We start from the raw sequence: 20,629 nt of genomic DNA, 5'->3' as shown, positions 1-20,629 counted from the left end.
AGGTTCTTCGCGTTGCGTCGAATTAAACCACATGCTCCACTGCTTGTGCGGGCCCCCGTCAATTCCTTTGAGTTTCAGCCTTGCGGCCGTACTCCCCAGGCGGGGCACTTAGTGCGTTAGCTCCGGCACGGAAGGGGTCGATACCTCCCACACCTAGTGCCCATCGTTTACGGCGTGGACTACCGGGGTATCTAATCCCGTTCGCTCCCCACGCTTTCGCGCTCCAGCGTCAGGGCCAGGCCAGGCAGCCGCCTTCGCCACTGGTGTTCTTCCCGATATCTACGCATTTCACCGCTACACCGGGAATTCCGCTGCCCTCTCCTGCCCTCCAGCTCGGCCGTATCGGGCGCACCCCCCCGGTTGAGCCGGGGTCTTTCACACCCGACGCGCCGTGCCGCCTCCACGCGCTTTACGCCCAGTCATTCCGGACAACGCTCGCCCCCTACGTATTACCGCGGCTGCTGGCACGTAGTTAGCCGGGGCTTCCTCTCCCGGTACCGTCAAGGGCTCTTCGCCCCCCTCGTCCCGGGCGACAGTGCTTTACACCCCGAAGGGCTTCTTCGCACACGCGGCGTCGCTGCGTCAGGGTTTCCCCCATTGCGCAAGATTCCCTACTGCTGCCTCCCGTAGGAGTCTGGGCCGTCTCTCAGTCCCAGTGTGGCCGGCCACCCTCTCAGGCCGGCTACCCGTCGTCGCCTTGGTGGGCCGTCACCCCGCCAACTAGCTGATGGGCCGCGAGCCCCTCCTCGGGCAGGCCTGGGGCCTTTCCTCCCCACGCCCTTTCCTCCTCCCCCATGCGGGAGAGAAGCGTATCCGGTATTAGCCCCGGTTTCCCAGGGGTATCCCCGTCCCAAGGGCAGGTTGCTCACGTGTTACGCACCCGTCCGCCGCTAGAGCCCTGAAGGCCCGAAGACCTCCATGACCCCCGCTCGACTTGCATGTATGAGGCACGCCGCCAGCGTTCGTCCTGAGCCAGGATCAAACTCTCCATCGAAATCCTCCGGAGAGCTCGTCCCTCGCTCTCCAATCCTCGCGCTCGCAAGGCTCCTCTCCTCCCCCTGGCTCCAGGCTCCTCCCCCGCTCCCGCAGAGTCCGTCGCCCGCCGCCAGAAGGACTTCCTCCCCCTGTTCGGTTTTCAAGGACCGATCGCCGCCGGATACCACCGGCTCTTGGCCGGTGGCCACCGGCAAGCCTTTATCCTAGCCGCGCGCCGGGCGGTCGTCAACATCCAGCTTCTGGCGTGGAAGTCGACTTTCGAGCGCGGCGGCAAGGCGAGTGTAGGACCGGCCGCGGGGGCTGTCAAGGCTCTTCCGGCCGCATCAGCGGGAAGAGGATGACGTCGCGGATGGACGGCGAGTCCGTGAAGAGCATGACCAGGCGGTCGACGCCGATGCCCAGGCCGCCGGTGGGCGGCAGGCCATACTCCAGCGCGCGCAGGTAGTCCTCGTCCATGGACTGCGCCTCGACGTTGCCGCGCCGGCGCTCCTCCAGCTGGGCGAGGAAGCGCTCGCGCTGGTCGGCCGGGTCGTTCAGCTCGGAGAAGGCGTTGGCCAGTTCCATGCCGTGGATCATGAGCTCGAACCGGTAGGTGAGCCGCGGATCCTCGCGCTTCCTCCGCGCCAGCGGCGAGACCGCGACGGGGTGGTCGACGACAAAGGTGGGCTGGATCAGCTCCGGCTGGACGAGCTTCTCGAAGAGCTCGTCCAGCACTTGGCCGGCCGTCGCCCCTGCCGGTACCTCGACGCCCAGGCGCGCCGCCTCCGCGCGGGCGGCCCCGTCGTCGTCGAGCCAGGCGAAGGGATCGCGCCCGGTCCGCCGGCGGATGGCTTCTACCATGGAGAGGCGCGGCCAATCGCCACCCAGCTCGATCTCCCGCCCCTGGTAGAGGAGCCGCGTCGTGCCGAGCAGCTTCCTGGCAAGGTGCTGGAGAAGCTCGCGGGTGATCTCCATCATGTCGGTGTAGTCGGCGTAGGCCTGGTACAGCTCCAGCATGGTGAACTCCGGGTTGTGGCGCGTCGAGATGCCCTCGTTACGGAAGACGCGGCCGATCTCGTAGACGCGCTCCAGCCCGCCCACGATCAGCCGCTTCAGGTGGAGTTCGGTGGCGATGCGCAGGTAGAGGTCCAGATCCAGGGCGTTATGGTGCGTTACGAAGGGCCGCGCGTTCGCCCCGCCGGCCAGCGGCGTCATGACCGGCGTCTCCACCTCCAGGAAGCCGCGCTCGTCCAGGAAGCGCCGCATCTCCCGGATGAGCTCGCTGCGCAGGAGAAACGTTCGCCGCGTCTCCGGACGGACGATGAGGTCGAGGTAACGCTGCCGGTAACGTACATCCACGTCCCTCAGTCCGTGCCACTTGTCCGGGAGCGGCCGCAGCGCCTTGGCCAGCAGCTCCCAGTGGGCCACCTCCACGGTCACCTCGCCGCGCTGCGTGCGGAAGAGGCGCCCCCGGACGCCGACCACGTCACCGACGTCGAGGAGGCCGAAGAGGCGGTAGGCTTCTTCACCTAGAAGGTCGGCGCGGGCGTGGATCTGGACGCGGCCGGTGCGGTCCTGGAGATCGGCGAAGGAGGCCCTGCCGTGGCTGCGGATGGCCATCAGGCGCCCCGCGCAGCGCACTTCGCGCCCCTCGAGGCTGTCGAAGCGCTCCTTGAGCTCTGCCGCGTGGGCGTCGACCTCGAAGCGCTGCCCGTAGGGGTCGCGGCCGGCGGTCCGGAAGAGCTCCAGCTTGGCCCTGCGGGCCGCTATCTGCTCCTGCTCGGGGCTGGCGGGTCCGGTGCGGTCCACGTTCCTCGTCCCACCGTCACGCCTGGCGCCGGACCGCCAGGATGCGGAACCGCGCGTGCCCGTCGGGCAGGCGGACCTCCACCGTGGCGCCCGCGCGGCCTCCCATGAGGGCGCGTCCCACGGGCGACTGGTAGGAGATGGCCGAGCGGCCCGGATCGGCCTCGCTGGAGCCGACGATGTGCAGTTCCATGCGATCGCCGCTCTCCAGATCCTCCACCTCCACGAGCGAGCCGACGTTGACCACGTCCGGGTCAACGCTGGCCTCGTCGACCATCTGGGCGTTGCGCAGCATCTTCTCCAGGCTGGCGATGCGCCCCTCGACGAAGGCCTGCTCGTTCTTGGCCGCCTCGTACTCGGCGTTCTCGGAGAGGTCGCCGAAGCCGCGCGCCACCTTGATCCTCTCGGCCACTTCCCGGCGGCGGACCGTCTTGAGCTCCTCGAGCTCCTGCTCGAGCCTGCGGATGCCCTCCGCGGTCAGGATGACCTGCTCCTGCTCCATCTCCCTCACCTACCCATCGCTCTCGCCCGGACCCGTCCCCGGGCCGCCGCCCGCCGCGGTCTCCGGGCCGACCGTGTCGGCCGCCCCGCCCCCGTTCGAAGCGAGCCTCTCCACATGGGGCCGAAAGCCGAGTCGCTCCAGCATCCGCCTGTAATCGGCGGCTGTCAACTCCTCCGGCCGCCGCCCGGAGGCTGCGACGAGGAGCGCCTCCATCACGTTGGTACCGAAGGAGCGGCCGCCGAACCTGGGCGTGGTGGTGACCAGCAGGCCGGCGCCGCGCTGGCGCAGCAACTCCACGTCCGCGGCCGTGACGGTGTTGGTCAGGATCGACTGCCCCGTCAGTCGGTCGGGCAGGTGGCGCCGGATGTAGAGCCAGTCCCCGGCGATCCAATCGTTCTCCAGGTACCAGCGCGCGTATCGGCGCCCGCCGGCGATCCGCTCCTGCTCCCTGCCCACCGGGTAGAGAAGCGAGAAGGGGAGCCGGGCGACGACAGGTACCAGCAGCCGGGCCAGGCGGCTCAAGGCCCGCAGCGAGTGCAGCGGGATGGGCAGCCCCAGGGCGAAGAGAAAATCGCCGAAGGTGACCCGTGCCCCCGCCTCCGCCAGCGCCTCCGCCATGCCGAAGCGGTCCATGGCCGAGACGAGGAGCACCCGCGATCCCTTGAGGCCCATCTCCGGGTCGGCCGCCAGTTGCTGGACCACCATGCGCTCCAGGGTGTCCTTCAGACCGCTCCCGTCGACGATGGGCGTCCGGCGGGCTGCTTCGGCCAGCTTCAACGCGTCGCGCAGGACGTAGCGCCGGCCGCCCGCCGCCAGGTAGAGGTCGATGCCGCCCATGCCGAAGCAGTCGACGCGCCCGTCCAATTCGCGGAGAAGGGCAACCGCCCTGGACATGTCGCCGTCGGTGCCCCTGCGCTCCACCAGGAAGCGCTCGCCTAGAAGCTCCACCTCCACGCGGTGATCGCGCGAGGAGGAGCCCAGGCTGACGCTGACCACGTGTTTCAACGCACCGCTTCCTTCTCGCCCTCACCGGCACCCCCGGCGATCCGGGGCTGGGGGTCCGGCTACTCCGGCTGGCTGTCGGGCGCCACGAAGGCCGCCTTCTCCAGGACCGCCTCGCTGACCAGGATCGGAGCGCCCGTGCGGGCGGCCAGGGCGACTGCGTCGCTGGGCCGACAGTCGATCTCCTGGACGCCCTGCTCGCCCTCCAGGTCGAGCTGGGCGTAGAAGGTGTCGTCGCGCAGGTCGTGGATGACAACCCGCCTTACGCGCGCCTGGAGGCGCCGGATCAGCGTGGCCAGGAGGTCGTGGGTGAGCGGCCTCGGCACCTCCACCTCCTGCAGGGCCAGGGCAATGGAGGCGGCCTCGGCGCCGCCGATGGTCACCGCCAGCAGGCGGTTGCCCTTCGCCTCGCGGAGCAACATCAGATTCTGGTCTTCCGCGCCGTCCAGGGCACCGACGCTCAGCACGACCATCTCGACCATGCCGCACGCCCCTTCCCGTGCCTGCGGGCCTTGCCGCCGGACAGGGCGCGGCCCGGCGGGCCGCCGCTCCCTGAGTCTAAACCCGCCGCGCTCGCCGAGCCTAGCCTCCGGCGGCCGCCGCCAGTCCGCCGGCCGGCCGCGCGGCGCGCACCGCCCGCAGGACGGCCAGCTCGGTCGCCCGGGCCGCCAGCGCCCCCACCACCGAGACCGAGGCGGTCCGCTCGCCCGTGGAGAGCGCGAAGACCGTGTCACCATCAAACATGGTGTGCACCGGTACGATGGTCCGTGCCAGCCCGTCGTGGGCCATCTCGGCCACTTTGTTGGCCCCGGCCTTGTCCAGGGCGGCGTCGGTGGCCACCACCACCAGCGTGGTGTGGCCCAGGCCCAGGTTGCCCAGTTCCCGCGCCGAACGCAGAAGCTCCAGCGTGTCGACCGGCTCGCCGGTCAAGGGGTTGGTGGGGCCGGCCAAGCGCCGCCCAGTCTCGGGATCGCGCACTTCCCCGAAGGCGTTGACCACGGCCAGCGCGCCCACCGTCACGCCGCTGTCCAGCCGCAGGGAGGCGGAGCCAAGGCCGGACTTGGTGGCGTGGGCCACACCCAGCGCCTTGCCGACCGTGGCCCCCGTGCCGGCACCCACGTTTCCCTCGGCGAAATCGACGCGCGCCTGGGCGGCGGCCAAGTAGCCCATGGCGGCGTCGGGACGGCGGTCGGCGCGGCCGAGGTCGAGGTCGTAGATGACGGCGGCGGGCACGATGGGCACGCGGGTAGCGCCCGCCGGGTAGCCTCGCCCGTGCTCTTCCAGCCAGCGCATCACGCCGTCGGCCGCGGCCAGCCCGAAGGCGCTGCCGCCGGCCAGCAGCACGGCGTCCACTCGCTCGACGAGCCGGCCCGGCCGCAGCAGGTCCGTCTCGCGCGTGCCCGGGGCGGAGCCGCGCACGTCCACCCCGCAGACCGCCGGCCGCTCGGGGAGGACGACGGTGCAGCCCGTCAGCGCTTCCTCGTCCTGGGCGTGGCCCACCCGCAGCCCGGGGACGTCGGTGATCCTGCCCGGCATGAAAGGCTCCCTACCTCTCCGGAGCCAGCGAGAGGCGTCCGGAGTGGACGACGCGGACGGTACCGTCCTCCGTCACCAGCTCCAGCCCGCCGTCGGCCCGCACCGCCATCAAGCGCCCGCGGAGACGCTCGCCGCCCCGCACGAGCGTCACCTCCTCGCCCAGGCCGGCCAGCCGGGAGACGTAGGCGGCCAGCAGGCCCGCGAGCCTCCCCGCGCGCTGCTCCTCGACGTACCGGTGGAGGCGCACCAGGAGCGCCCGCCCCAGCTCCGCCCGGGGAACCGGCCGTCCCAGCGCGCGAACCAGCGAGGTGGTGGGCAGGCGGGCCGCCGGCGGAAGGTCGAGGGCGGTCAGGTTGACGTCGAGACCCACCCCGAGGACGGCAAAGGCCGGCCGGCTGCCCTGGTACGAGAGTTCGACGAAGACGCCCCCGAAGGTGCGCCCCGAGAGCTGCAACTCTCCCGGCCAGAGGATGCGGGGGGAGAGGCCCGACTGCTCCTCCACCGCCTCGGCCGCCGCAACGGCAGCCGCCAGCGTCAGGACGCCGGCGTCACCCTGGCCGGCGGAGGGCCGGACCAGGACAGAAAGCCAGAGGCCCCCACCCCTGGGCGAGTACCAGCGGCGCCGCCCCGCCGCCCGACCGCTCTTCTGCTCCTCGGCCACCACGACCGTCCACTCGGCGGCCCCCTCGGAGGCCATCCGCTTGACCGCCTCGTTGGTGGAGTCGACCGACGGGAGGATGCGGAGCGCTCCCAGCCACTCCTGGTCGGCGAGGAGGAGCGGCAGCTCCTGGCTGAGGTCGTCCTTCAACAGGACCGCCACGGCGGCGACCCCTCCCTCCAGGCTCGGCGGCCCACGCACCCGAGGGCCCGCCTGATCCCCCGCCCGCCGGCACGCCGGGCGGGCCTAGCGCGGGCGGCGGCGCCCCGCGGGGAGGCTGTGCGACTCCGGGGCCAGCGGCCTCCGGTCACCGAAACCGTCGTGCACCCCATGATAGTGGCCGACGTAGCTTTCGCCAATCTGCCAGCAGAGCATGGCGTCGCGCCCCTCCAGGAGGGTGGGGAAGTCGACGATGCCGGTCTCGACGTCGCGCAGCTGGCAGCCCAGCGCCTCCAGCTCCGCCACCACGCCCCGCCCCTCGCGCAGCAGCTGCCGCACGGCCTGCCGCTCGAGGCGATAGTCCGCCTGCATGATCAGGCGCCCGTCGGCGCGCCGTCCGACGGCGCGGATCCGCTCGCTGGCCTCCGCATGCTGCCGCCCCTCGCGCAAAAGCCGCTGCAGCAGCAGGATGCGATCCTCCAACAGGGGCAGGAGCGCGTTCGCCTCGGCGACCGTGAAGTAGCGGTAGCCCACCACCGACCTCCTTCCGCTGGGCTGCATTATAGCGCGGTGCCGCCACCGGCCGGCCAGGGGCCCGCTAGGCCCCCAGGAGTCGTTCATGCTCCACTTTCATGCAGCGGTCCATGACCACCAAGAGGCCGGCCTCGCGCGCCCGCCGCGCCGCCTCCGGGGCGATGACGCCCAGCTGCAGCCAGAGCGCGCGGACGCCGCCACGGCGAAGCGTCTCCTCGACCACGCCCGGGACCTCCTCCGGCCGGCGGAAGACGTCGACCACGTCGACCTGCACCTCCGCAGGGATCGCCTGGAGGCTGGGATAGCAGATCTCGCCCAGGATCGCCGCATGGCCGGGGTTGACCGGGATGATGCGGTAGCCGTGCTCCTGCAGGTAACGCGCCACACCGTGGCTCGGCCGCTCCGGCTTGGGCGAGAGGCCCACGACCGCGACCGTCCGGGCCTCGCGCAATAGTTCCCGGATCGCGCCATCGTCGGGGTTGGACCAGCCGGCCGCGCCGGCCGGCGACGACTCTGCCATAGAGCCACCTCCTCCCGGAGGCCGGGATGGTGCCGGCGAACCGGCCCGCCCCGTTCATGCCTCCGGCCACTCCACCTCGAAACCGGCCTGCCGGAGTTCGCGGACGGCCGGGCGCGGGTCGATGCCCTCCAGGCGGAGGATCACCCTGCAGCCGTCGCCCTCCGGCTGGCTCAGCATGCTGAGGACGCAACGGTCGGCCCGCTCCAGCGCGGCACCCAGCCGGGCCAGGGCCCCCGGATCCCGGCGCAGGTGGACGGCGATGCGCGAACTGCCGCCCGCCAGGACGCCGGTAAGCTCGGCCAGGTGGCGGAGCAGGTCGCTGGTGGTGACGATGCCGACCAGATCCCCCTGGTCGTTCACCACCGGCAGGGCGCTCACCTTCCGGTCCAGCATCAGCGCCGCAGCCTCCTCGACGGGTTCGCCGGCGCCCACCGTCTCCACCGGCGTCATCATCACGTAGCGGACCGGCGTGCGGTCGAAGGTGACGGTCTCAGGCCGGCTCTCCAGCGACGACGGCGCCGCGTCGCGCAGGTCGCGGTCCGAGAGGATGCCCACGAGGCGGCCCCCGTCCACCACCGGCAGGTGGCGGAAGCCGCGGCTGCGCACCAGCTCCCACGCCTCGCGCAGGCTGGTTCCCGGGCCGACGGTGACCACCGGACGGCTCATCACATCCTCCACGCGCATCTCGTTCCCCCCGTTCCGATCTTCCCTCAGCCTCCTCCAACCGCCGCAATCGGTCGCGGGCCGGATAGACCCAGCGCCTCCTCCACCACCCCCGCCACGTCCGCCAGGCCCCCCAGCCGGCCGGCCAGCGCTTCCCGGTCGCTGCCGGCCAGCGCCACCAGCGCCGGGTTGGCGGTGTGGCGGCGGCTGCGCAGGTCCTCCGCGTTGCCGTGGTCGCTGACGACCAGGAGGAGTGTCTCGGCCAGGTCGACCTCCTCCAGGAAGGCCGCCAGGAAGGCATCCAGATCCGCCAGCCGGCTCCGGACGAGGTTGGCCGCCTGCAGGTGACCGGCCTGGTCCGTCAGCCAGTATTCGAAGTAGGTCAGGTGGTGGAGGCGGGCCAGCCGGGCGAGCCGGCGGCCGGCCTCTCGGGGATCCGGGCCCAGGTCGTGCGGGATGGCCAGCCCCGCCTCGGCCTCGGCCGGGCCGCGCGGCCGCAGGCCGGCGGCGTCAGCGGCCCAGGCACTGGCGGAAGGCCGCAGCCAGGGCGGGCGCCGCGGGTCGGGCGGACGGAGGCGGAGGTCGACGCGGCGGTGCTCTGCTTCCTGGGAGTGCCAGAGCTGGCGGAAGCGCTCGAACCACGCCTCGTAGTCGGCGGGGTGGGCGTTGGCCCAGGCCACGCTCCGGCCCGCGGCACGCAGGCGCAGAAAGAGGTTGTCGGCGCGCAGGAGGCGGATCAGCGTGGGCGTCGGCTGGCCGCCGCGGTGGTGGCCCAGGCGTGCCGCGGCGTTGACACCGGTGAGGATGGTGGTCTGGCCGGTGGCGCTCTGGGGCAGACCCGGCACGCCCAGGCCCGCGTCCACCGGGACCAGCGTCGCCAGCGATCCCGGACGCGGTCGGCGCCCGGACGGCGGCGCGTCGCCGCCCAGCAGCCGCCACGTGGGCAGGGCCGGGTCGGCCAGCGGGCTGTCCTGCGCCTCGGCGGGGACGCCGACGCCGTCTACGAAGAGCAGGACGACATGCGCGGCCATGCCACCACCGCCTTCGCTCACCGCACCGGCAGGCGGCGAATATACCGGCCCGCGGGGGAAGGCAGCCCCCGGGACCGGAGGTGGAGCGTCGTGGTCAGGCTCTTTCCCGTCGTGATCGACGGCGTCGGCCTCACCGGCATCGAGATCGAGCTCCCCCGCACCCACCTGGCCGTGCTGGCGGGAGACCGCGGCTACCTGATGTGCGGCGCCTTGGACGTGGCGTTGCTCGACGACCGTCTGGCCGGGCGGCGCATCCTGGCCGGCCGCGCCGTGGGCGTGCGCACCGTCTCCGAACTCCTCGAGGCGCCGCTGGAGTCGGTCACCCGCGAGGCCATGGCGGCCGGCCTGCGGCCCGGGATGCTGGGGCGGGAGGCGGCCCGCTATCTGGTCTCCACCGCGGCTCCCGCGCCCGCCAGCGGATCGGCCGGCGCCCCCGCCGGGAGCCCGGGCCAGGAGCCGGAGCGTACCCCGAAGGCGGGCAGGTAGACCCGGAGAACCTGCTCGAGCACACGCCGCACATCCAGGTGGCCCTGGCTCTCCACCAGCCGCTGGACCAGGAAGATATTGACGATGCCCAGGATGGTCAGCGCGCCGGCGCGCGCCTCCCGCGCCGGCGCGCGCGGCAGGAAGCGCTGCACGAAACCGCTCAACGTGCCTACGAGACGGCCGAAGTAGAGGAGCCGGACCTCCCGGAGCGGCTGTTCCCCGAAGCCGAACATCTCCCGCGCCACGATCTGCATGGAAGGCCCGTAGCCTGTGAAATAGCGCAGGTAGACGACGACGAAGCGCCGGATGCCCGTCTCCAGCGTACGCGCTCGCGCCAGGGCCGCCTCCGTCGCCTGGGCCAACCGCTCCAGGTGCTCGGTGACCACCGTCCGGTAGAGCTGCTCCTTGTTTCCGAAGTAGTAGTAGATCATCGGCTTGGTGGTGTTGGCCGCCTCGGCGATGGCGCGCACGGAGACGCCCGCAAAGCCGTGCTGGGCGAAGAGGCGGGTCGCACTCCGGAAGATCCGCTCCCGCACCTCGTCGGGCGCCCCATAGGAAGGCAGCGAAAGTTTCACGGCGATTCCCCCTCTTGCACCTCCGCCGCGCTGCCCGGAGGGGAGAGCTCCAGCGTCGGGGGCGCGGCCGCGGCCTCCGGCAGCGCTTCGGGCGCGGCCCCGAAGCGCTCCAGCGTGCGCCGAATCCAGCCCCGCAGCCCGTCCACGTCGAGCCCCCGGAAACGGGGCGGATAGCCCTCCAGCATGGCCGCCGCCTGTTCCAGGTGCCTGCGGAAGCCCCGTAAGTTGCCGCGGCCGGCGTGGACGTGGGCGGCCGCCAGGATGATCAGCGCCTGGTAGAAGCGGTCCCGCCCGGCGCGGAGCCAGAGCTTCTCGAGCACCTCGTGGCTCTCGAAGTAACGGCCCTGATTGAAGAGCTCGACGAAGCGGACGTAGGCCTCCGGCCAGCCCTTCACGCGCGCACCCCACCCCCGCCTATGCACCGATCCTAGCACCACCTGGCGAGAGGGGGGCGCCTGCGCGTCGCGAAGCACTGCTGGCGGGCTGGAGGTGATGTGCGTATGGCCTGGCATCTCTTCCCCGCCCTCCGGCCGGGGGATCGCCGCCGGGCGGTCGGCTGGCTCCTGGCGCGCATGGCCTCCGAGCCGCCCGCGGGCCAGTGGCTCTGGCTGGCCGCCACCGCCGCGCTGCGGCGGGAGGCGGAGCGGGAGTGGGCCGAGAGGCCGCCGCTCTTTCTGCGCGGGCGTCTGGCCACCCTGCACGAGCTGGCCGGGCGCGTGCTGGCGGTGGAGGGCCGGGCGCTCCGGCCGCTCGACGAGGCGGCGCGGGCCTGGCTGGTGGGGCGACTGGTCCGCGAGCTGGAGGCGGCGGGTGAGGCCGGGCCGCTGGCCGGGCACGGGGATCGCCCGCACCTGGCGGTGGCCCTGGGCGGGCTCTTCCTGGAGCTGGAGCAGGCGGGCGCGGAGCCACCGGAGCTGGAGCGGCTCCTGCGGGAGGCCCGCGCGGAGGCCGGCCGCGAGCCCCCTCTGCCGGCGGAGCTTCTGGCCGGCCTCTACCGCCGCTACCGCGAGGAGCTGGAGCGGGCGGACCTGCGCGACGGGGCCGCGGAGTACCTGGTGGCCGCCCGGCTGGCCGCCGCACGCCGGCGGACGGCCGGCGGGGCCGGCGGGCGGCACGTCCCCCTGCGGCTGGTGCTGGATGGCTTCCACGACCTGACGCCCGCGCAGGCGCGCCTCCTGGCGGCCGTCTCGGGTGCGGAGGTGGAAGAGTCCTTCCTCCTCTGGGCGGGCGATCCGGCCGACGAGGCGGACCGCCGCGCGCTCGCCTCCTTCGCGCCGCTCTTCGACCCGGACGGGCTCGCGCCGGAGGAGGCGCCGGCCTGGCCTTCCGGGGAGGAAGACGGCCCCGGCCCGGACGGCGCCACGCCGCCGCGCCTCCTCCGTCCCGCCGACCGGAGCGAGGAGGTGGGGCAGGCGCTGGCGCTAACCGCCGAGGAGCCGGAGGAGACGCTTTTGGTGGCACGTACGCCGGGCCTCTACCTGGAGGCGCTGGCGCGCGCCTGCAGGGCCCACGGCCTGCCGGCACCGGCACGGGAGGAGCGCCTCGACCGGACGCCCTCCGGCCGCGCCCTCTTGGACCTCGCCCGCCTGCGCTGGCGCCCCGGCGCCCGAGCCGCCGCCTCGCTCCTGCGTAGCCGGCTCTGGGCGCCGGCCGGCGATCCTTCCCTTCTGCTTGCCGCCCTGGCGGCGGCCGGCGAGGCGCCCGACGGCGACTGGTCCGCTCGCTTGCAGGTGCGGGCGGCCACCGCCGGCGCCGACCCGGAGCTGCGCCTGCTGCCCTGGGAGGCGCTCGTGGGCGGGTGGTCGGCGCTGCGCCGCCGGCTGGAGGAGGCCGTGCCCGCAGGCGGCCGCCCCTCGAGGCTCCTGGCTAGCCTGCTGCAACTGGCGGAGGCGATGGGGGCGCCGGACGTCCTGGCGGCACGCGAGCCCGGGGAGCGCTCGCTGCGTGCGCAGGAATGGGAGAGCCTCCGGGAGTTCCAGCGGAGCCTGGAGCGGGTGGAAGGCGACGAGGCGATGGAGGGTGGACGCTTCCTGGAGCAGCTGGGCCAGGCGCTCTCCCTGGCCGCGGTGCGACGTCCGGCGGAGAGTCCCCGGGCCCCCCGCCTGGTCCATCCCTCGGAGCTGCGCGGGTTGCCGGTCCGCCGCCTCGTCCTCCTCGGCCTGCACGAGGGTGGCTGGCCGCAAGCCTACCATCCCGACGGTCTGCTGGGCGAGGAGCTGCGGGAGCGGCTCCGCCGTCGCGGCCTCCGCCTCGAGAGCCGGGAGAGCCTGCGCCTCAGGGAGCGCTTCCTCTTCCGGGCGGCCTGCGCCGCCGGCGCGGAGCTCTGGTTCAGCCTGCCCCGCTTCGAGGGCGCCAGCCCCCTGGAGCCTTCCACGCTCCTGCCGCCGGTGGCGGAGACGGAGGCGACCGCTCCTCCCCCCTTCGCCACGCCCCTGCGCGCGGCCCTGGCGTGCGGCCGCGGACCGGATCCCGCTTCGCTGGAGCGCCGCCGCAGGGCCGAGCGCAGCCGGCGCTCGCCGCGCCTCGACGCCTGGCAGGGCTGGCTGGAGGGCGACCGGCGGCTCGTCGCCTACCTTACGGCGCGCCACGAGGGCGGGGCCCATCTGGACGTGACGGCGGTCAACGCCTACCTCACCTGCCCCTTCCAGTTTCTGGTCGTCCACGAGTGGCGGCTCCGCACCCCTCCGGTACCCGCACAAGCGCTGACGCCGCTGGACGAGGGGAACCTGCTCCACCGGCTGCTGGCGTCGCTGCTCCGCCCCCTGCTGGGGCGTCCCCTGGCGGAGCTGGAGGGCGAGCCGGTCCGACGGCGGGCGGAAGCGGAGCTGGAGGCGCTCCTGGACGACTGGTCGGCGCGGGCGCTGCCGCCGCCGGCGGCGGTGGAGGGCGCGCGGCGCTCGCTCCGGCGCCTCCTGGAGGCCTGGCTGCGCGCGGAGGCCGGCCGCGCGCGCGCGGGCTACGACCTGCGGCCGCTGGCGGTGGAGGCGGAGCTCGAACTCTCCTTCACGGGCGCCGACGGTCGCGCCTGGCGGCTGCCGGGGCGCGCCGACCGGGTGGACGGCGGCGACGGCGAGGTGGTCATCTACGACTACAAGCGCTCCGACCGCGACGCGCGGGCGGTGTTGGAGCTGCGGGACGTGCAGCTGCCGGCCTACGCGCTGGCCTGGGAGCAGCGCCAGCCGTCGCGGCGGGTGCTGGGCGCCGCCTGGTACAACCTGCGCGACCTGGACGTGCGCCGCGGTCTCTGGCGCCTGGAGGCGCGGCGGCTGGTGGACCTGGGGAGGACGGAGCCCGGCTATCTGCCGGACGCCCTCTGGCGGGAGCTGCTGGAGCGGCTGCCCGAACGCCTGGCCTTGGTGGGGGTGGCCATCCAGGCCGGTCGCTTCCCGGTCCTGCCGGCGGCGGACTGCCCGCCCGGCTGCCCGGCGGCCGAGGTCTGCCGCGTGGAGCCGGCGCGCCTGGGCGCCAAGCGCAGCTGGTGGGAGACGAGCAGGGAGGCGGCAGCCGGTGGAAGCCGAGTGGACGGATGAGCAGCGCGCCGCCATCGGCGGCGCGGGCAGCACGGTGGTCGGGGCCGCTGCCGGATCGGGGAAGACGGCGGTGCTGGTCGCCCGCTTCCTCCGCCTGCTCGACCGGGGGCTGGAACCCGAGCATGTGGCGGCCGTCACCTTCACCGAGCGCGCCGGCGCCGAGCTGCGCCTCCGCCTCCGCCAGGAGCTGGCCCGGCGCGGCGACCCGCGCTCGCACGAGCTGGCGGAGCGCTTCGCCGAGCGCGCCTGGGTGGGCACCATCCACAGTCTGGCCGCGCGTCTCCTCCGCCAGGCTCCGCTGGAAGCGGGACTGGTTCCGGGCTTCCGCGTGCTGGACGAGGACGAGGCGGCGATCCTACGCAGGAAGGCGGCCGTCGAGGCGCTCCACGCCGCCGTGGGCACAGACGCCGAGACCGCCTCCGCGGTGGCGGAACTGGGGCCGGAGCGGACGCTGGAGTGGCTCCTGGAGAGCCTGGCGCTGCTCGGCCGGGAGCGGAGCACGCCCGCCGAGGCGCGGCGGCAGACGCTGGCCGCCCTGGAGGAGCGCCGGCGGCAGGCCGGACGGCTCGCGGGCGAGCTCGTCGCCACCGTGGACGGGCTGCTGGCGCTGCCTCGCCGCGACCTGCCATCCGCCAGCCGGGAGCGCCTCGAGCGTCTGGAGGCGCTGGCGCCGACGCTGGGGCGGCTGGCCGAGCGCCTGGCCTCGCCCGAAGCCGGCCCCGACGGTCCGGCCGGGCTGCTGGAGGCCGCCCGCCGCCTCGCCGCCGGCTCGGTGGCACGCCCCCTGCAGGCGGGCATGCGGCGCCTGCGCGAGCTCGCGGAGGAGCTGGAGGGCCTCGCCGGCGACCTGATCTGGATGGGGTTGGCGCCCGGCTTCCTGTCGGCGCTGGAGGCGGTGGACGAGGCCTATGCCCGTTCCAAGGCGGAGCGCGAGGCGGTGGACTTCGACGACCTGCTGGTGCGCGCGCTACAGCTCCTCGAGCGACGCGCCGCCGCGGGCGCGCCGCCGCCTTTTCGCGCCGTCCTGGTCGACGAGTTCCAGGACACCGACCGCCTCCAGTGGTCCTTTTTCCGCCTGCTGACGGGCTGGCCGGCGCGGGGCGAGCTCTACCTGGTGGGCGACGCCAAGCAGTCCATCTACCGCTTCCGCGGCGCCGACGTGCGCGTCTTCGCCGCCGCCTCGCGCGAGCTGGAGCAAGCCGGCGGGCGGCGCCTCGCCCTGCCGCACAACTTCCGCAGCGAGCCGCGCCTCATCGCCTTCGTCAACCGGCTCTTCGCCCGCCTCCTGGCCGACGGCGGCGACGGCGTGGTCTTCGAGGCAGCCCGTCCCGCCCGTCCGGCCGCGCCGGAGGCGGAGGGGGAGGGGGAGCCGCGGCTGCTCTTTCTCCTGCTGGAACCGCCCGCGGAGCCGCTCCCGCAGGCGGAGAGGAGCCGCCGCGAGGCGCGCCACTGGACGGCCGCCATCCTCCGCGTGGTGCGGTCCGGCCGCCCGCTGGTGCGCCGCGATGCGGCCTCCCCGGAGGGACGGCCGCCGCGCTACGGCGACTTCGCCGTGCTGGCGCGCGCCCTGGGCGACCTCCTTCCCTGGCAGGAAGCGCTGCGCGAGGCGGGTGTCCCCTTCGTGGTGGGGGCGGGACGCGGCTACTTCCAGCGCGAGGAGGTGCGCGACCTGCTCCGCCTCGTCCGCTGGCTGCGCAACCCGGCCGACGAGCTGGCGCTGGCGGCGCTGCTCCGCTCGCCCTTCTTCGCCGTCAGCGACGCCGGCATCACCTGGCTGGTCCGGGCCCGCGACCGGCTGCGCGAGGCGGGAGAGCCCGCCGCCACGCTCTGGCACGCGCTGGAGGCGGGCACGGCGCTGCGCGACCCCGGCCTCGCCGAGGACGACCGCCGGGGGCTGGCCGAGGCACAGCGCCACCTGACGACCTGGCTGGAAGAGCTGCCGCGCCGCCCCCTCTCCGGCCTGCTGGAGGAGGCGCTGGTCGAATCGGGCTACCTCGCCACCTTCGAGCCCTTCGCCGACAGCGGCCGCCGCCTGGCCAACGTGGAGGCCTTCCTGGGGCGCGTGGCCTCGCTGGAGGCGCGCGGCCTGGTGACGCCGGAGGAGGTGTCGGAGGAGCTGGAGGCGCTCCTGGCGATGGACCGCCAGGGCGAACCGGCACCCCAGGCCGAGGCCGCCGATGCCGTCCACCTGCTGACCGTCCATGCCGCCAAGGGCCTGGAATTCCCCTGGGTGATCCTGCCCCGCCTCGAGCGCTCCCTGCACGGCGGTCGCCGCGCGGGCCCGCTCTACCGCCGCGAGGCGGGCCTCGCGCTGCCCCTGCAGGCGGCGGGCGAGCAGAGCCTCTACGGCCGGCTGAAGGCGGAGGAGCGAAAGGCCGCCGTGGCGGAGGAGAAGCGCCTGCTCTACGTGGCCATGACGCGCGCGCGCGACTACCTCTGGCTCAGCGCGTCGCCCTCCGGCCGCGGCCACGGCCCCGACACGGCCCGCCATCCCGACTCCATGCAGAGTTGGTTCGAGTGGCTCTGGTGGGCGCTGGAGCTGGGCGCGGGCGATCCCCTCCCCTCCGAGCGCAGGCTGGAGGACCCCGTCACCGGGGTCGTCGCCACCGTCCGCCTCAGCCGCCTGGAGCCGGAGGCGGAACCGGCCCCCCCGGGGGGACCGGTCCGGCCGGAGCCGGTCGTCCCGGCCGCGGCCGCTCCCGCCCCGGCCCCGCCCGCGACGGACCGGGCCCCGGAGCAGCCGGACCGCCGCCAGCCGCTGCCCGTGACGGCGCTCAACGTCTGGCACCGCTGCCCCCGGCTCTTCTACTACCTCTACGTGCGCGGCTGGCCGGAACCCCCGGCGCCCTCGGAGGCCGGCCCGAGGGGTGACGCGCGGGGACCGTCGCGGGCCGGCCTCCTCTCCGGCACCGAGCGCGGCGCGCTGGTCCACGCCGTGCTGGAGGCGCTCCCGGCCGCCCCCGGCGCCGGCGGAGGGCCGGTCCTGCGGGAGGTGATCCGCCGCCAGGCCCGGCTTCTCGGTCTGGCGGAGGAAGGTGTGCAGGCCGAACTCCCCCGGATGGAGGCGGAGCTGCAGCGCTACCTCGACTCGCCCGGCTTCCTGGAGCAGGCGGAGGCGGAGCGGGCCGGCCGGCTCTGGCGCGAGCTGCCGCTGGTCGCCCGGGCGGGAGGATGGCTGCTCAGCGGGCGCCTGGACCGGGCCTGGATCAACGACCGGGGGCGGCTGGTCGTCCTGGACTTCAAGACCGATCGCCTCCGTCCCGGCGAGGAGGAGCGGGCGCTGGAAGGGTACGCCTACCAGCTGGCCGCCTACGCGCGCATGGCGCCGGAGGCGCTGGAGGCGCCGCTGGAACGGGTGGAGGTGGCCTGGCTGGCCAGCGGCGGGAGGACGCTCCTGCCGTCGGACGGAGCCGTTCTCCGCCGCGCGGGCGAAGGGCTGGACGCCCTGCTGGAAAGGCTCGGCGAGGCGCGGACGGCCGACGACTACCCCGGTCGCGCCGCCTCCTGCCCGGGCTGCGGCTTCCGGCCGGTCTGCCCCGCCGCCGCTCCGTCTTCCGGCTGAGCGCCGGCGCCCGCCGGCCGTCCCCTCAGAGACCGTCGCTTCGCGGCCGATCGCCGTCGCGCGCGGCGTGGGCGATGCGGGCGGCCGCCGCCGCCGCCAGGGCCGAGACCAGGTCGTCGAGGAAGGTGTTGACGTGTCGGGTGTCGTTGTTGATGCGGCCGATCACGCCGGGCTTGGTCTTGTCGAGGTAGCCGAAGTTGGTCAGGCCGATGGACCCGTAGACGTTGGTGATGGAGAGGGCCAAGACCTCGTCGATGCCGTAGAGCGAGTCGTCGCGGCGGAGCATGGCCCCCAGGGGCTGGGCGATCCGGCCGCGTTCGGCCAGCTCGTCCAGGGCGATGCCGGTGAAGATGGCATTCTGCACCTCACGCTTCTCCAGGACGCGCTCCACGCTCTCCCGGCAGGCCTCCAGGGTGAGACCCGGGACATACTTGGCCTGAAGCTCGAGTACCAGCTCGGCGACGGCCTCCAGGGTGACGCCCCGGCGGGCGAGCCAAGCCTCGGCCAGCGCCCGCATCCCGTCTCCGTCCAGGCGTTCCTCCGCCGTGGCCACCGTCTCACCCCGCCCCCATTTTATCGTCGCCGCCCGGGGCGGCCATGGCGGTGCCTGCCATCCGGCGGCGCGCTACACTCGGGAAGGGACGGGCGGCTGGCCATACCTGCGATCCTCGAGGAGGTGCCCGACGTGCACGCCGTACCCAGCCGTTCCACGCAACGTTTTCTCGGAGAGACAGGAAGCCGGCTCGTGCACGACCTGCTCAACGAGCGGCCGGAGTGCGGAACGCTGGAGGCGCTCCGCCAGGGGAAGGCCGTCGGCTTCATCCCCGACTCGCTTCAGGCCGCCCTGCAGGAGAAGTTCCGGCCCTGCCCCCACTGCCTCCCCGCGGAGGCCGCCCGGTTCGCGGAGAGCGCCGAGGCCGCGCCCGTCGTGGGCTCCGAGCACCGGCCGGCCCACTGATCCGGCGCGGCGCGCGGCAAGCGTGCGGCCGGCCTGCGCGGGGGGGTCCCCGCCGGCCGGCCTGCGAGTTGCCCGTAAGCCGAGTTCTGTCGTGGGCGGTCATCCATCTGGGACGCCGGTCGCCCGGCGCCTCGTGCGGCCAACCCGGGAGGTCCGCGGGCCGCCTCATCCCTCCCCTATTCGGCCTTGCAGCGGGTGGGGTTTGCCATGACGGGCCGGTCGCCCAAGCCCCGGTGCGCTCTTACCGCACCGTTTCACCCTTGCCGGCCGGCTCACCGCCCGACCGGCGGTCTGGTCTCTGTGGCACTTTCCTTGAGGTCGCCCTCACCGGGTGTTACCCGGCACCCTGCCCTGCGCTGCTCGGACTTTCCTCGCGCGCCGGAGCGCGCGCGACCGCCTGGACAACTCGCCGAGGCTATTCTTCCCCCACCGGGCGGGGCGGTCAACGGCAGGAGGAGGCTGGAGAGCCAGGCTCCTCCCGCCGCGACGGCACCGGTCCGCGAGGGTATCATGACCTGCGGAAGGATCCTGCACATGCGGAGGTGGCGGCGCTGAACGGGGTCTACATTCATAACGCCTACTGCGAACCGGACACCGTCCTGCAGCTGCTCGGGCGCCGCGGTGAGGTGGTCGATCTCCGCTCCCTGGGCGACGGCCTCTACCGCATCGTCTACCAAGCCGACGGCGTGCGCCGTTCGGTCCGCTTCGACGCCGACCTGCAGATCTTGGAGGAGAACGAGGAGGCCGCGCCCGGTCGCTGAGCCTCCCGGGCGGCCGCCGAGCCGGAACCGAAGCCGAGGCGGTGGGGCCATGGCGGAACTGACGCTGAGCATCAAGCCGGACACGCTCACCCTGAGCCGGGATCACCGGCGCATCGTCGCCTTCGATCGCGAGGGGCGGTGGACCACCCTCTTCCTCGACGGCGTCGTCTACCAGCGCGGCCTCTCGGGCCAGGTCGTAGAGAAGGCCGTCACCGAGGAGGACGGTGCCTCCCGCAAGCGCCTGCGCGCGCTCTCGCCCGGCGAGCGGGCCCGCCTGGCCGGGGTGACGGCCGAGCTGGCCGGGGAGGCGCAGCGCCAGCTGGAGCACGGCGACGGACAGCTGCGCTGGGAGCTGCCCCCGCGCGTGGCGCACCTCCTGCGCGAGGCCGCCCTGCCGCCGGAGGAGCTGGCGCGGCCCTGGCTGGAGCGGGCGCTGGCGTGGGACGAGAGGCGGCTGGAGGAGGACGTGCGGCGCTTCCTGGAGGTCTACCAGCCTGTCTCCATCCTGCCGCCGGACCAGTACCGGGCGGTCTACCTGCAGGCGACCACTGGCTGCTCGTACAACAAGTGCGCCTTCTGCGACCTCTACCGCGACCGGCCCTTCGCCGCCAAGACGGTGGACGAGTTCCGCCGCCACGTGGCGGCGGTGCGCCGCTTCCTGGGCGGCACGGCGCTGGGCCGGCGGACGCTCTTCCTCGGCGACGGCAACGCGTTGATGGCGCCCACGGATCGGCTCCTCCACTGGATGGCGGAGGCGTCCTCCGTCTTCCCGCTGGCGCCGGGTGCCACGGCGGCCGAGCGCATCCGCTACGTGGAGAGCCATCCCGGCACCTACGAAGGGTTCTACGTCTTTCAAGACCTCTTCCACACGCGCGAGAAGTCGGTGGCGGAGCTGGAGGCGCTGGCGGCGGCAGGCCTGCGCCGCGTCTACCTGGGTGTGGAGACCGGGAGCGAGGCGCTCAGCCGCTTCCTGCACAAACCCGGGAGGCCCTCCTACGCCCTGCAGGCGGTGCGCAACCTCCACCGCGCCGGCTTGGCCGTGGGGCTGATCCTCCTCCTCGGCGCCGGGGGCGAGGCCTACGCCGAGGAGCACGTGTCGGCGACGGCGGAGCTGATCAACCAGATGGAGCTGGGGCCGGAGGACCTGATCTACTACTCGCCCATCGTCGAAATCCCGGGCCTTCCCTACCAGCGGGCCATGGACGCCCAGTCGATCCGGCGGCTGGACGAGGCCGAGCTGGAGGAGCAGCGCCGGCGACTGGACGAGGCCATTCGCGCACCGCGCTGGCCGCGCGGACCGCGCCGTTCCCTCTACGACCTGCGCGAGTTCGTCTATTAGGCCGGCCGGTCGGGCGGCTTCCCGGCGGGCGG

At 73.9% G+C, this 20,629-nt stretch carries 18 protein-coding genes, 1 rRNA gene, 1 other RNA gene and 1 pseudogene; 6 read left to right on the top strand and 15 right to left on the bottom strand.

Annotated elements, in window-relative coordinates; all coding sequences use genetic code 11:
• The 11 genes and pseudogenes from K6U79_02425 to K6U79_02375 form a co-directional block, all read right to left on the bottom strand.
• Positions 1 to 994, bottom strand: a 16S ribosomal RNA gene (locus K6U79_02425); the annotation flags it as partial.
• A 305-nt stretch (positions 995 to 1,299) separates the two neighbouring features.
• Complete coding sequence (gene lysS, locus K6U79_02420; protein ID MCL6521215.1) at positions 1,300 to 2,784, bottom strand: lysine--tRNA ligase; 1,485 nt, start codon at positions 2,782 to 2,784, stop codon at positions 1,300 to 1,302.
• A gap of 16 nt (positions 2,785 to 2,800) precedes the next feature.
• On the bottom strand, positions 2,801 to 3,283 hold the full coding sequence (gene greA, locus K6U79_02415) for a transcription elongation factor GreA (protein MCL6521214.1): 483 nt from the start codon (positions 3,281 to 3,283) through the stop codon (positions 2,801 to 2,803).
• Positions 3,284 to 3,394: 111 nt separating this feature from the next.
• Positions 3,395 to 4,288 (bottom strand): annotated as a pseudogene (locus K6U79_02410) (quinate 5-dehydrogenase).
• Positions 4,289 to 4,347: 59 nt separating this feature from the next.
• The gene (locus K6U79_02405) at positions 4,348 to 4,767 is read right to left on the bottom strand and encodes a bifunctional nuclease family protein (protein ID MCL6521213.1); all 420 of its coding nucleotides are present in this window, start codon (positions 4,765 to 4,767) and stop codon (positions 4,348 to 4,350) included.
• A gap of 100 nt (positions 4,768 to 4,867) precedes the next feature.
• Positions 4,868 to 5,821: a P1 family peptidase gene (locus K6U79_02400; protein ID MCL6521212.1), complete on the bottom strand. Its 954-nt coding sequence runs from the start codon at positions 5,819 to 5,821 to the stop codon at positions 4,868 to 4,870.
• A gap of 10 nt (positions 5,822 to 5,831) precedes the next feature.
• On the bottom strand, positions 5,832 to 6,641 hold the full coding sequence (locus tag K6U79_02395) for a biotin--[acetyl-CoA-carboxylase] ligase (protein ID MCL6521211.1): 810 nt from the start codon (positions 6,639 to 6,641) through the stop codon (positions 5,832 to 5,834).
• Between the two features lie 84 nt (positions 6,642 to 6,725).
• Entirely contained in the window at positions 6,726 to 7,172 is a 447-nt protein-coding gene (locus K6U79_02390) for a DUF2203 domain-containing protein (GenBank protein ID MCL6521210.1), read from the bottom strand.
• A 64-nt stretch (positions 7,173 to 7,236) separates the two neighbouring features.
• Positions 7,237 to 7,692: a CoA-binding protein gene (locus K6U79_02385; GenBank protein MCL6521209.1), complete on the bottom strand. Its 456-nt coding sequence runs from the start codon at positions 7,690 to 7,692 to the stop codon at positions 7,237 to 7,239.
• A 54-nt stretch (positions 7,693 to 7,746) separates the two neighbouring features.
• Positions 7,747 to 8,376 (bottom strand): CBS and ACT domain-containing protein, encoded by a 630-nt coding sequence (locus tag K6U79_02380; GenBank protein MCL6521208.1) that lies wholly within the window; start codon positions 8,374 to 8,376, stop codon positions 7,747 to 7,749.
• Positions 8,377 to 8,402: 26 nt separating this feature from the next.
• Entirely contained in the window at positions 8,403 to 9,386 is a 984-nt protein-coding gene (locus K6U79_02375; protein ID MCL6521207.1) for a hypothetical protein, read from the bottom strand.
• Positions 9,387 to 9,476: 90 nt separating this feature from the next.
• On the opposite strand from K6U79_02375, the gene K6U79_02370 reads away from it, so the two are divergent.
• Complete coding sequence (locus K6U79_02370; protein MCL6521206.1) at positions 9,477 to 9,872, top strand: DUF1805 domain-containing protein; 396 nt, start codon at positions 9,477 to 9,479, stop codon at positions 9,870 to 9,872.
• Here the strand turns inward: K6U79_02370 and K6U79_02365 are convergent.
• A complete protein-coding gene (locus tag K6U79_02365) occupies positions 9,767 to 10,447 on the bottom strand; it encodes a TetR/AcrR family transcriptional regulator (protein MCL6521205.1) in 681 nt (226 codons plus the stop codon). The two genes, K6U79_02370 and K6U79_02365, sit on opposite strands and share 106 nt — an antisense overlap.
• Positions 10,444 to 10,842 (bottom strand): DUF309 domain-containing protein, encoded by a 399-nt coding sequence (locus tag K6U79_02360; protein MCL6521204.1) that lies wholly within the window; start codon positions 10,840 to 10,842, stop codon positions 10,444 to 10,446. The genes K6U79_02365 and K6U79_02360 overlap by 4 nt, the downstream gene beginning before the upstream one ends.
• 105 nt (positions 10,843 to 10,947) lie before the next feature.
• Between K6U79_02360 and K6U79_02355 the strand changes: the two genes are divergently transcribed.
• Positions 10,948 to 13,977 carry a PD-(D/E)XK nuclease family protein gene (locus K6U79_02355; protein ID MCL6521203.1) on the top strand — a complete coding sequence of 1,010 codons (3,030 nt, stop codon included), beginning with the start codon at positions 10,948 to 10,950 and terminating at the stop codon, positions 13,975 to 13,977.
• Positions 13,955 to 17,539: a UvrD-helicase domain-containing protein gene (locus K6U79_02350; protein MCL6521202.1), complete on the top strand. Its 3,585-nt coding sequence runs from the start codon at positions 13,955 to 13,957 to the stop codon at positions 17,537 to 17,539. The genes K6U79_02355 and K6U79_02350 overlap by 23 nt, the downstream gene beginning before the upstream one ends.
• A 25-nt stretch (positions 17,540 to 17,564) precedes the next feature.
• Here K6U79_02350 and K6U79_02345 read toward each other — a convergent pair whose 3' ends face one another.
• Entirely contained in the window at positions 17,565 to 18,056 is a 492-nt protein-coding gene (locus K6U79_02345) for a phosphatidylglycerophosphatase A (protein MCL6521201.1), read from the bottom strand.
• A gap of 168 nt (positions 18,057 to 18,224) precedes the next feature.
• Here K6U79_02345 and K6U79_02340 point away from each other — a divergent pair, with 168 nt between their 5' ends.
• Positions 18,225 to 18,497: a hypothetical protein gene (locus K6U79_02340; GenBank protein MCL6521200.1), complete on the top strand. Its 273-nt coding sequence runs from the start codon at positions 18,225 to 18,227 to the stop codon at positions 18,495 to 18,497.
• A 60-nt stretch (positions 18,498 to 18,557) separates the two neighbouring features.
• On the opposite strand, the gene rnpB is transcribed toward K6U79_02340, so the two are convergent.
• Positions 18,558 to 18,906: RNase P RNA component class A (gene rnpB / locus K6U79_02335), an RNA gene on the bottom strand.
• Positions 18,907 to 19,039: 133 nt separating this feature from the next.
• Between rnpB and K6U79_02330 the strand changes: the two genes are divergently transcribed.
• Both K6U79_02330 and K6U79_02325 read left to right on the top strand, forming a co-directional pair.
• On the top strand, positions 19,040 to 19,258 hold the full coding sequence (locus K6U79_02330) for a hypothetical protein (GenBank protein MCL6521199.1): 219 nt from the start codon (positions 19,040 to 19,042) through the stop codon (positions 19,256 to 19,258).
• Between the two features lie 49 nt (positions 19,259 to 19,307).
• Positions 19,308 to 20,597 (top strand): radical SAM protein, encoded by a 1,290-nt coding sequence (locus K6U79_02325; protein MCL6521198.1) that lies wholly within the window; start codon positions 19,308 to 19,310, stop codon positions 20,595 to 20,597.
• Positions 20,598 to 20,629: the final 32 nt, after the last annotated feature.

This window comes from Bacillota bacterium, assembly GCA_023511835.1.
Taxonomy (GTDB): Bacteria; Bacillota; Sulfobacillia; order JAIMAT01; family JAIMAT01; genus JAIMAT01.
Note: the sequence above shows the minus strand (reverse complement) of the source record. Positions and strands in the feature narration are given on the sequence as shown.

Coding starts and splice junctions, on each gene's coding strand:
- K6U79_02385 (MCL6521209.1), bottom strand. CDS start 7,692: ATGGCAGAGTCGTCGCCGGCCGGCGCGGCCGGCTGGTCCAACCCCGAC.
- K6U79_02405 (MCL6521213.1), bottom strand. CDS start 4,767: ATGGTCGAGATGGTCGTGCTGAGCGTCGGTGCCCTGGACGGCGCGGAA.
- K6U79_02375 (MCL6521207.1), bottom strand. CDS start 9,386: ATGGCCGCGCATGTCGTCCTGCTCTTCGTAGACGGCGTCGGCGTCCCC.
- greA (MCL6521214.1), bottom strand. CDS start 3,283: ATGGAGCAGGAGCAGGTCATCCTGACCGCGGAGGGCATCCGCAGGCTC.
- K6U79_02345 (MCL6521201.1), bottom strand. CDS start 18,056: ATGCGGGCGCTGGCCGAGGCTTGGCTCGCCCGCCGGGGCGTCACCCTG.
- K6U79_02400 (MCL6521212.1), bottom strand. CDS start 5,821: ATGCCGGGCAGGATCACCGACGTCCCCGGGCTGCGGGTGGGCCACGCC.
- K6U79_02355 (MCL6521203.1), top strand. CDS start 10,948: ATGGCCTGGCATCTCTTCCCCGCCCTCCGGCCGGGGGATCGCCGCCGG.
- K6U79_02325 (MCL6521198.1), top strand. CDS start 19,308: ATGGCGGAACTGACGCTGAGCATCAAGCCGGACACGCTCACCCTGAGC.
- K6U79_02380 (MCL6521208.1), bottom strand. CDS start 8,376: ATGCGCGTGGAGGATGTGATGAGCCGTCCGGTGGTCACCGTCGGCCCG.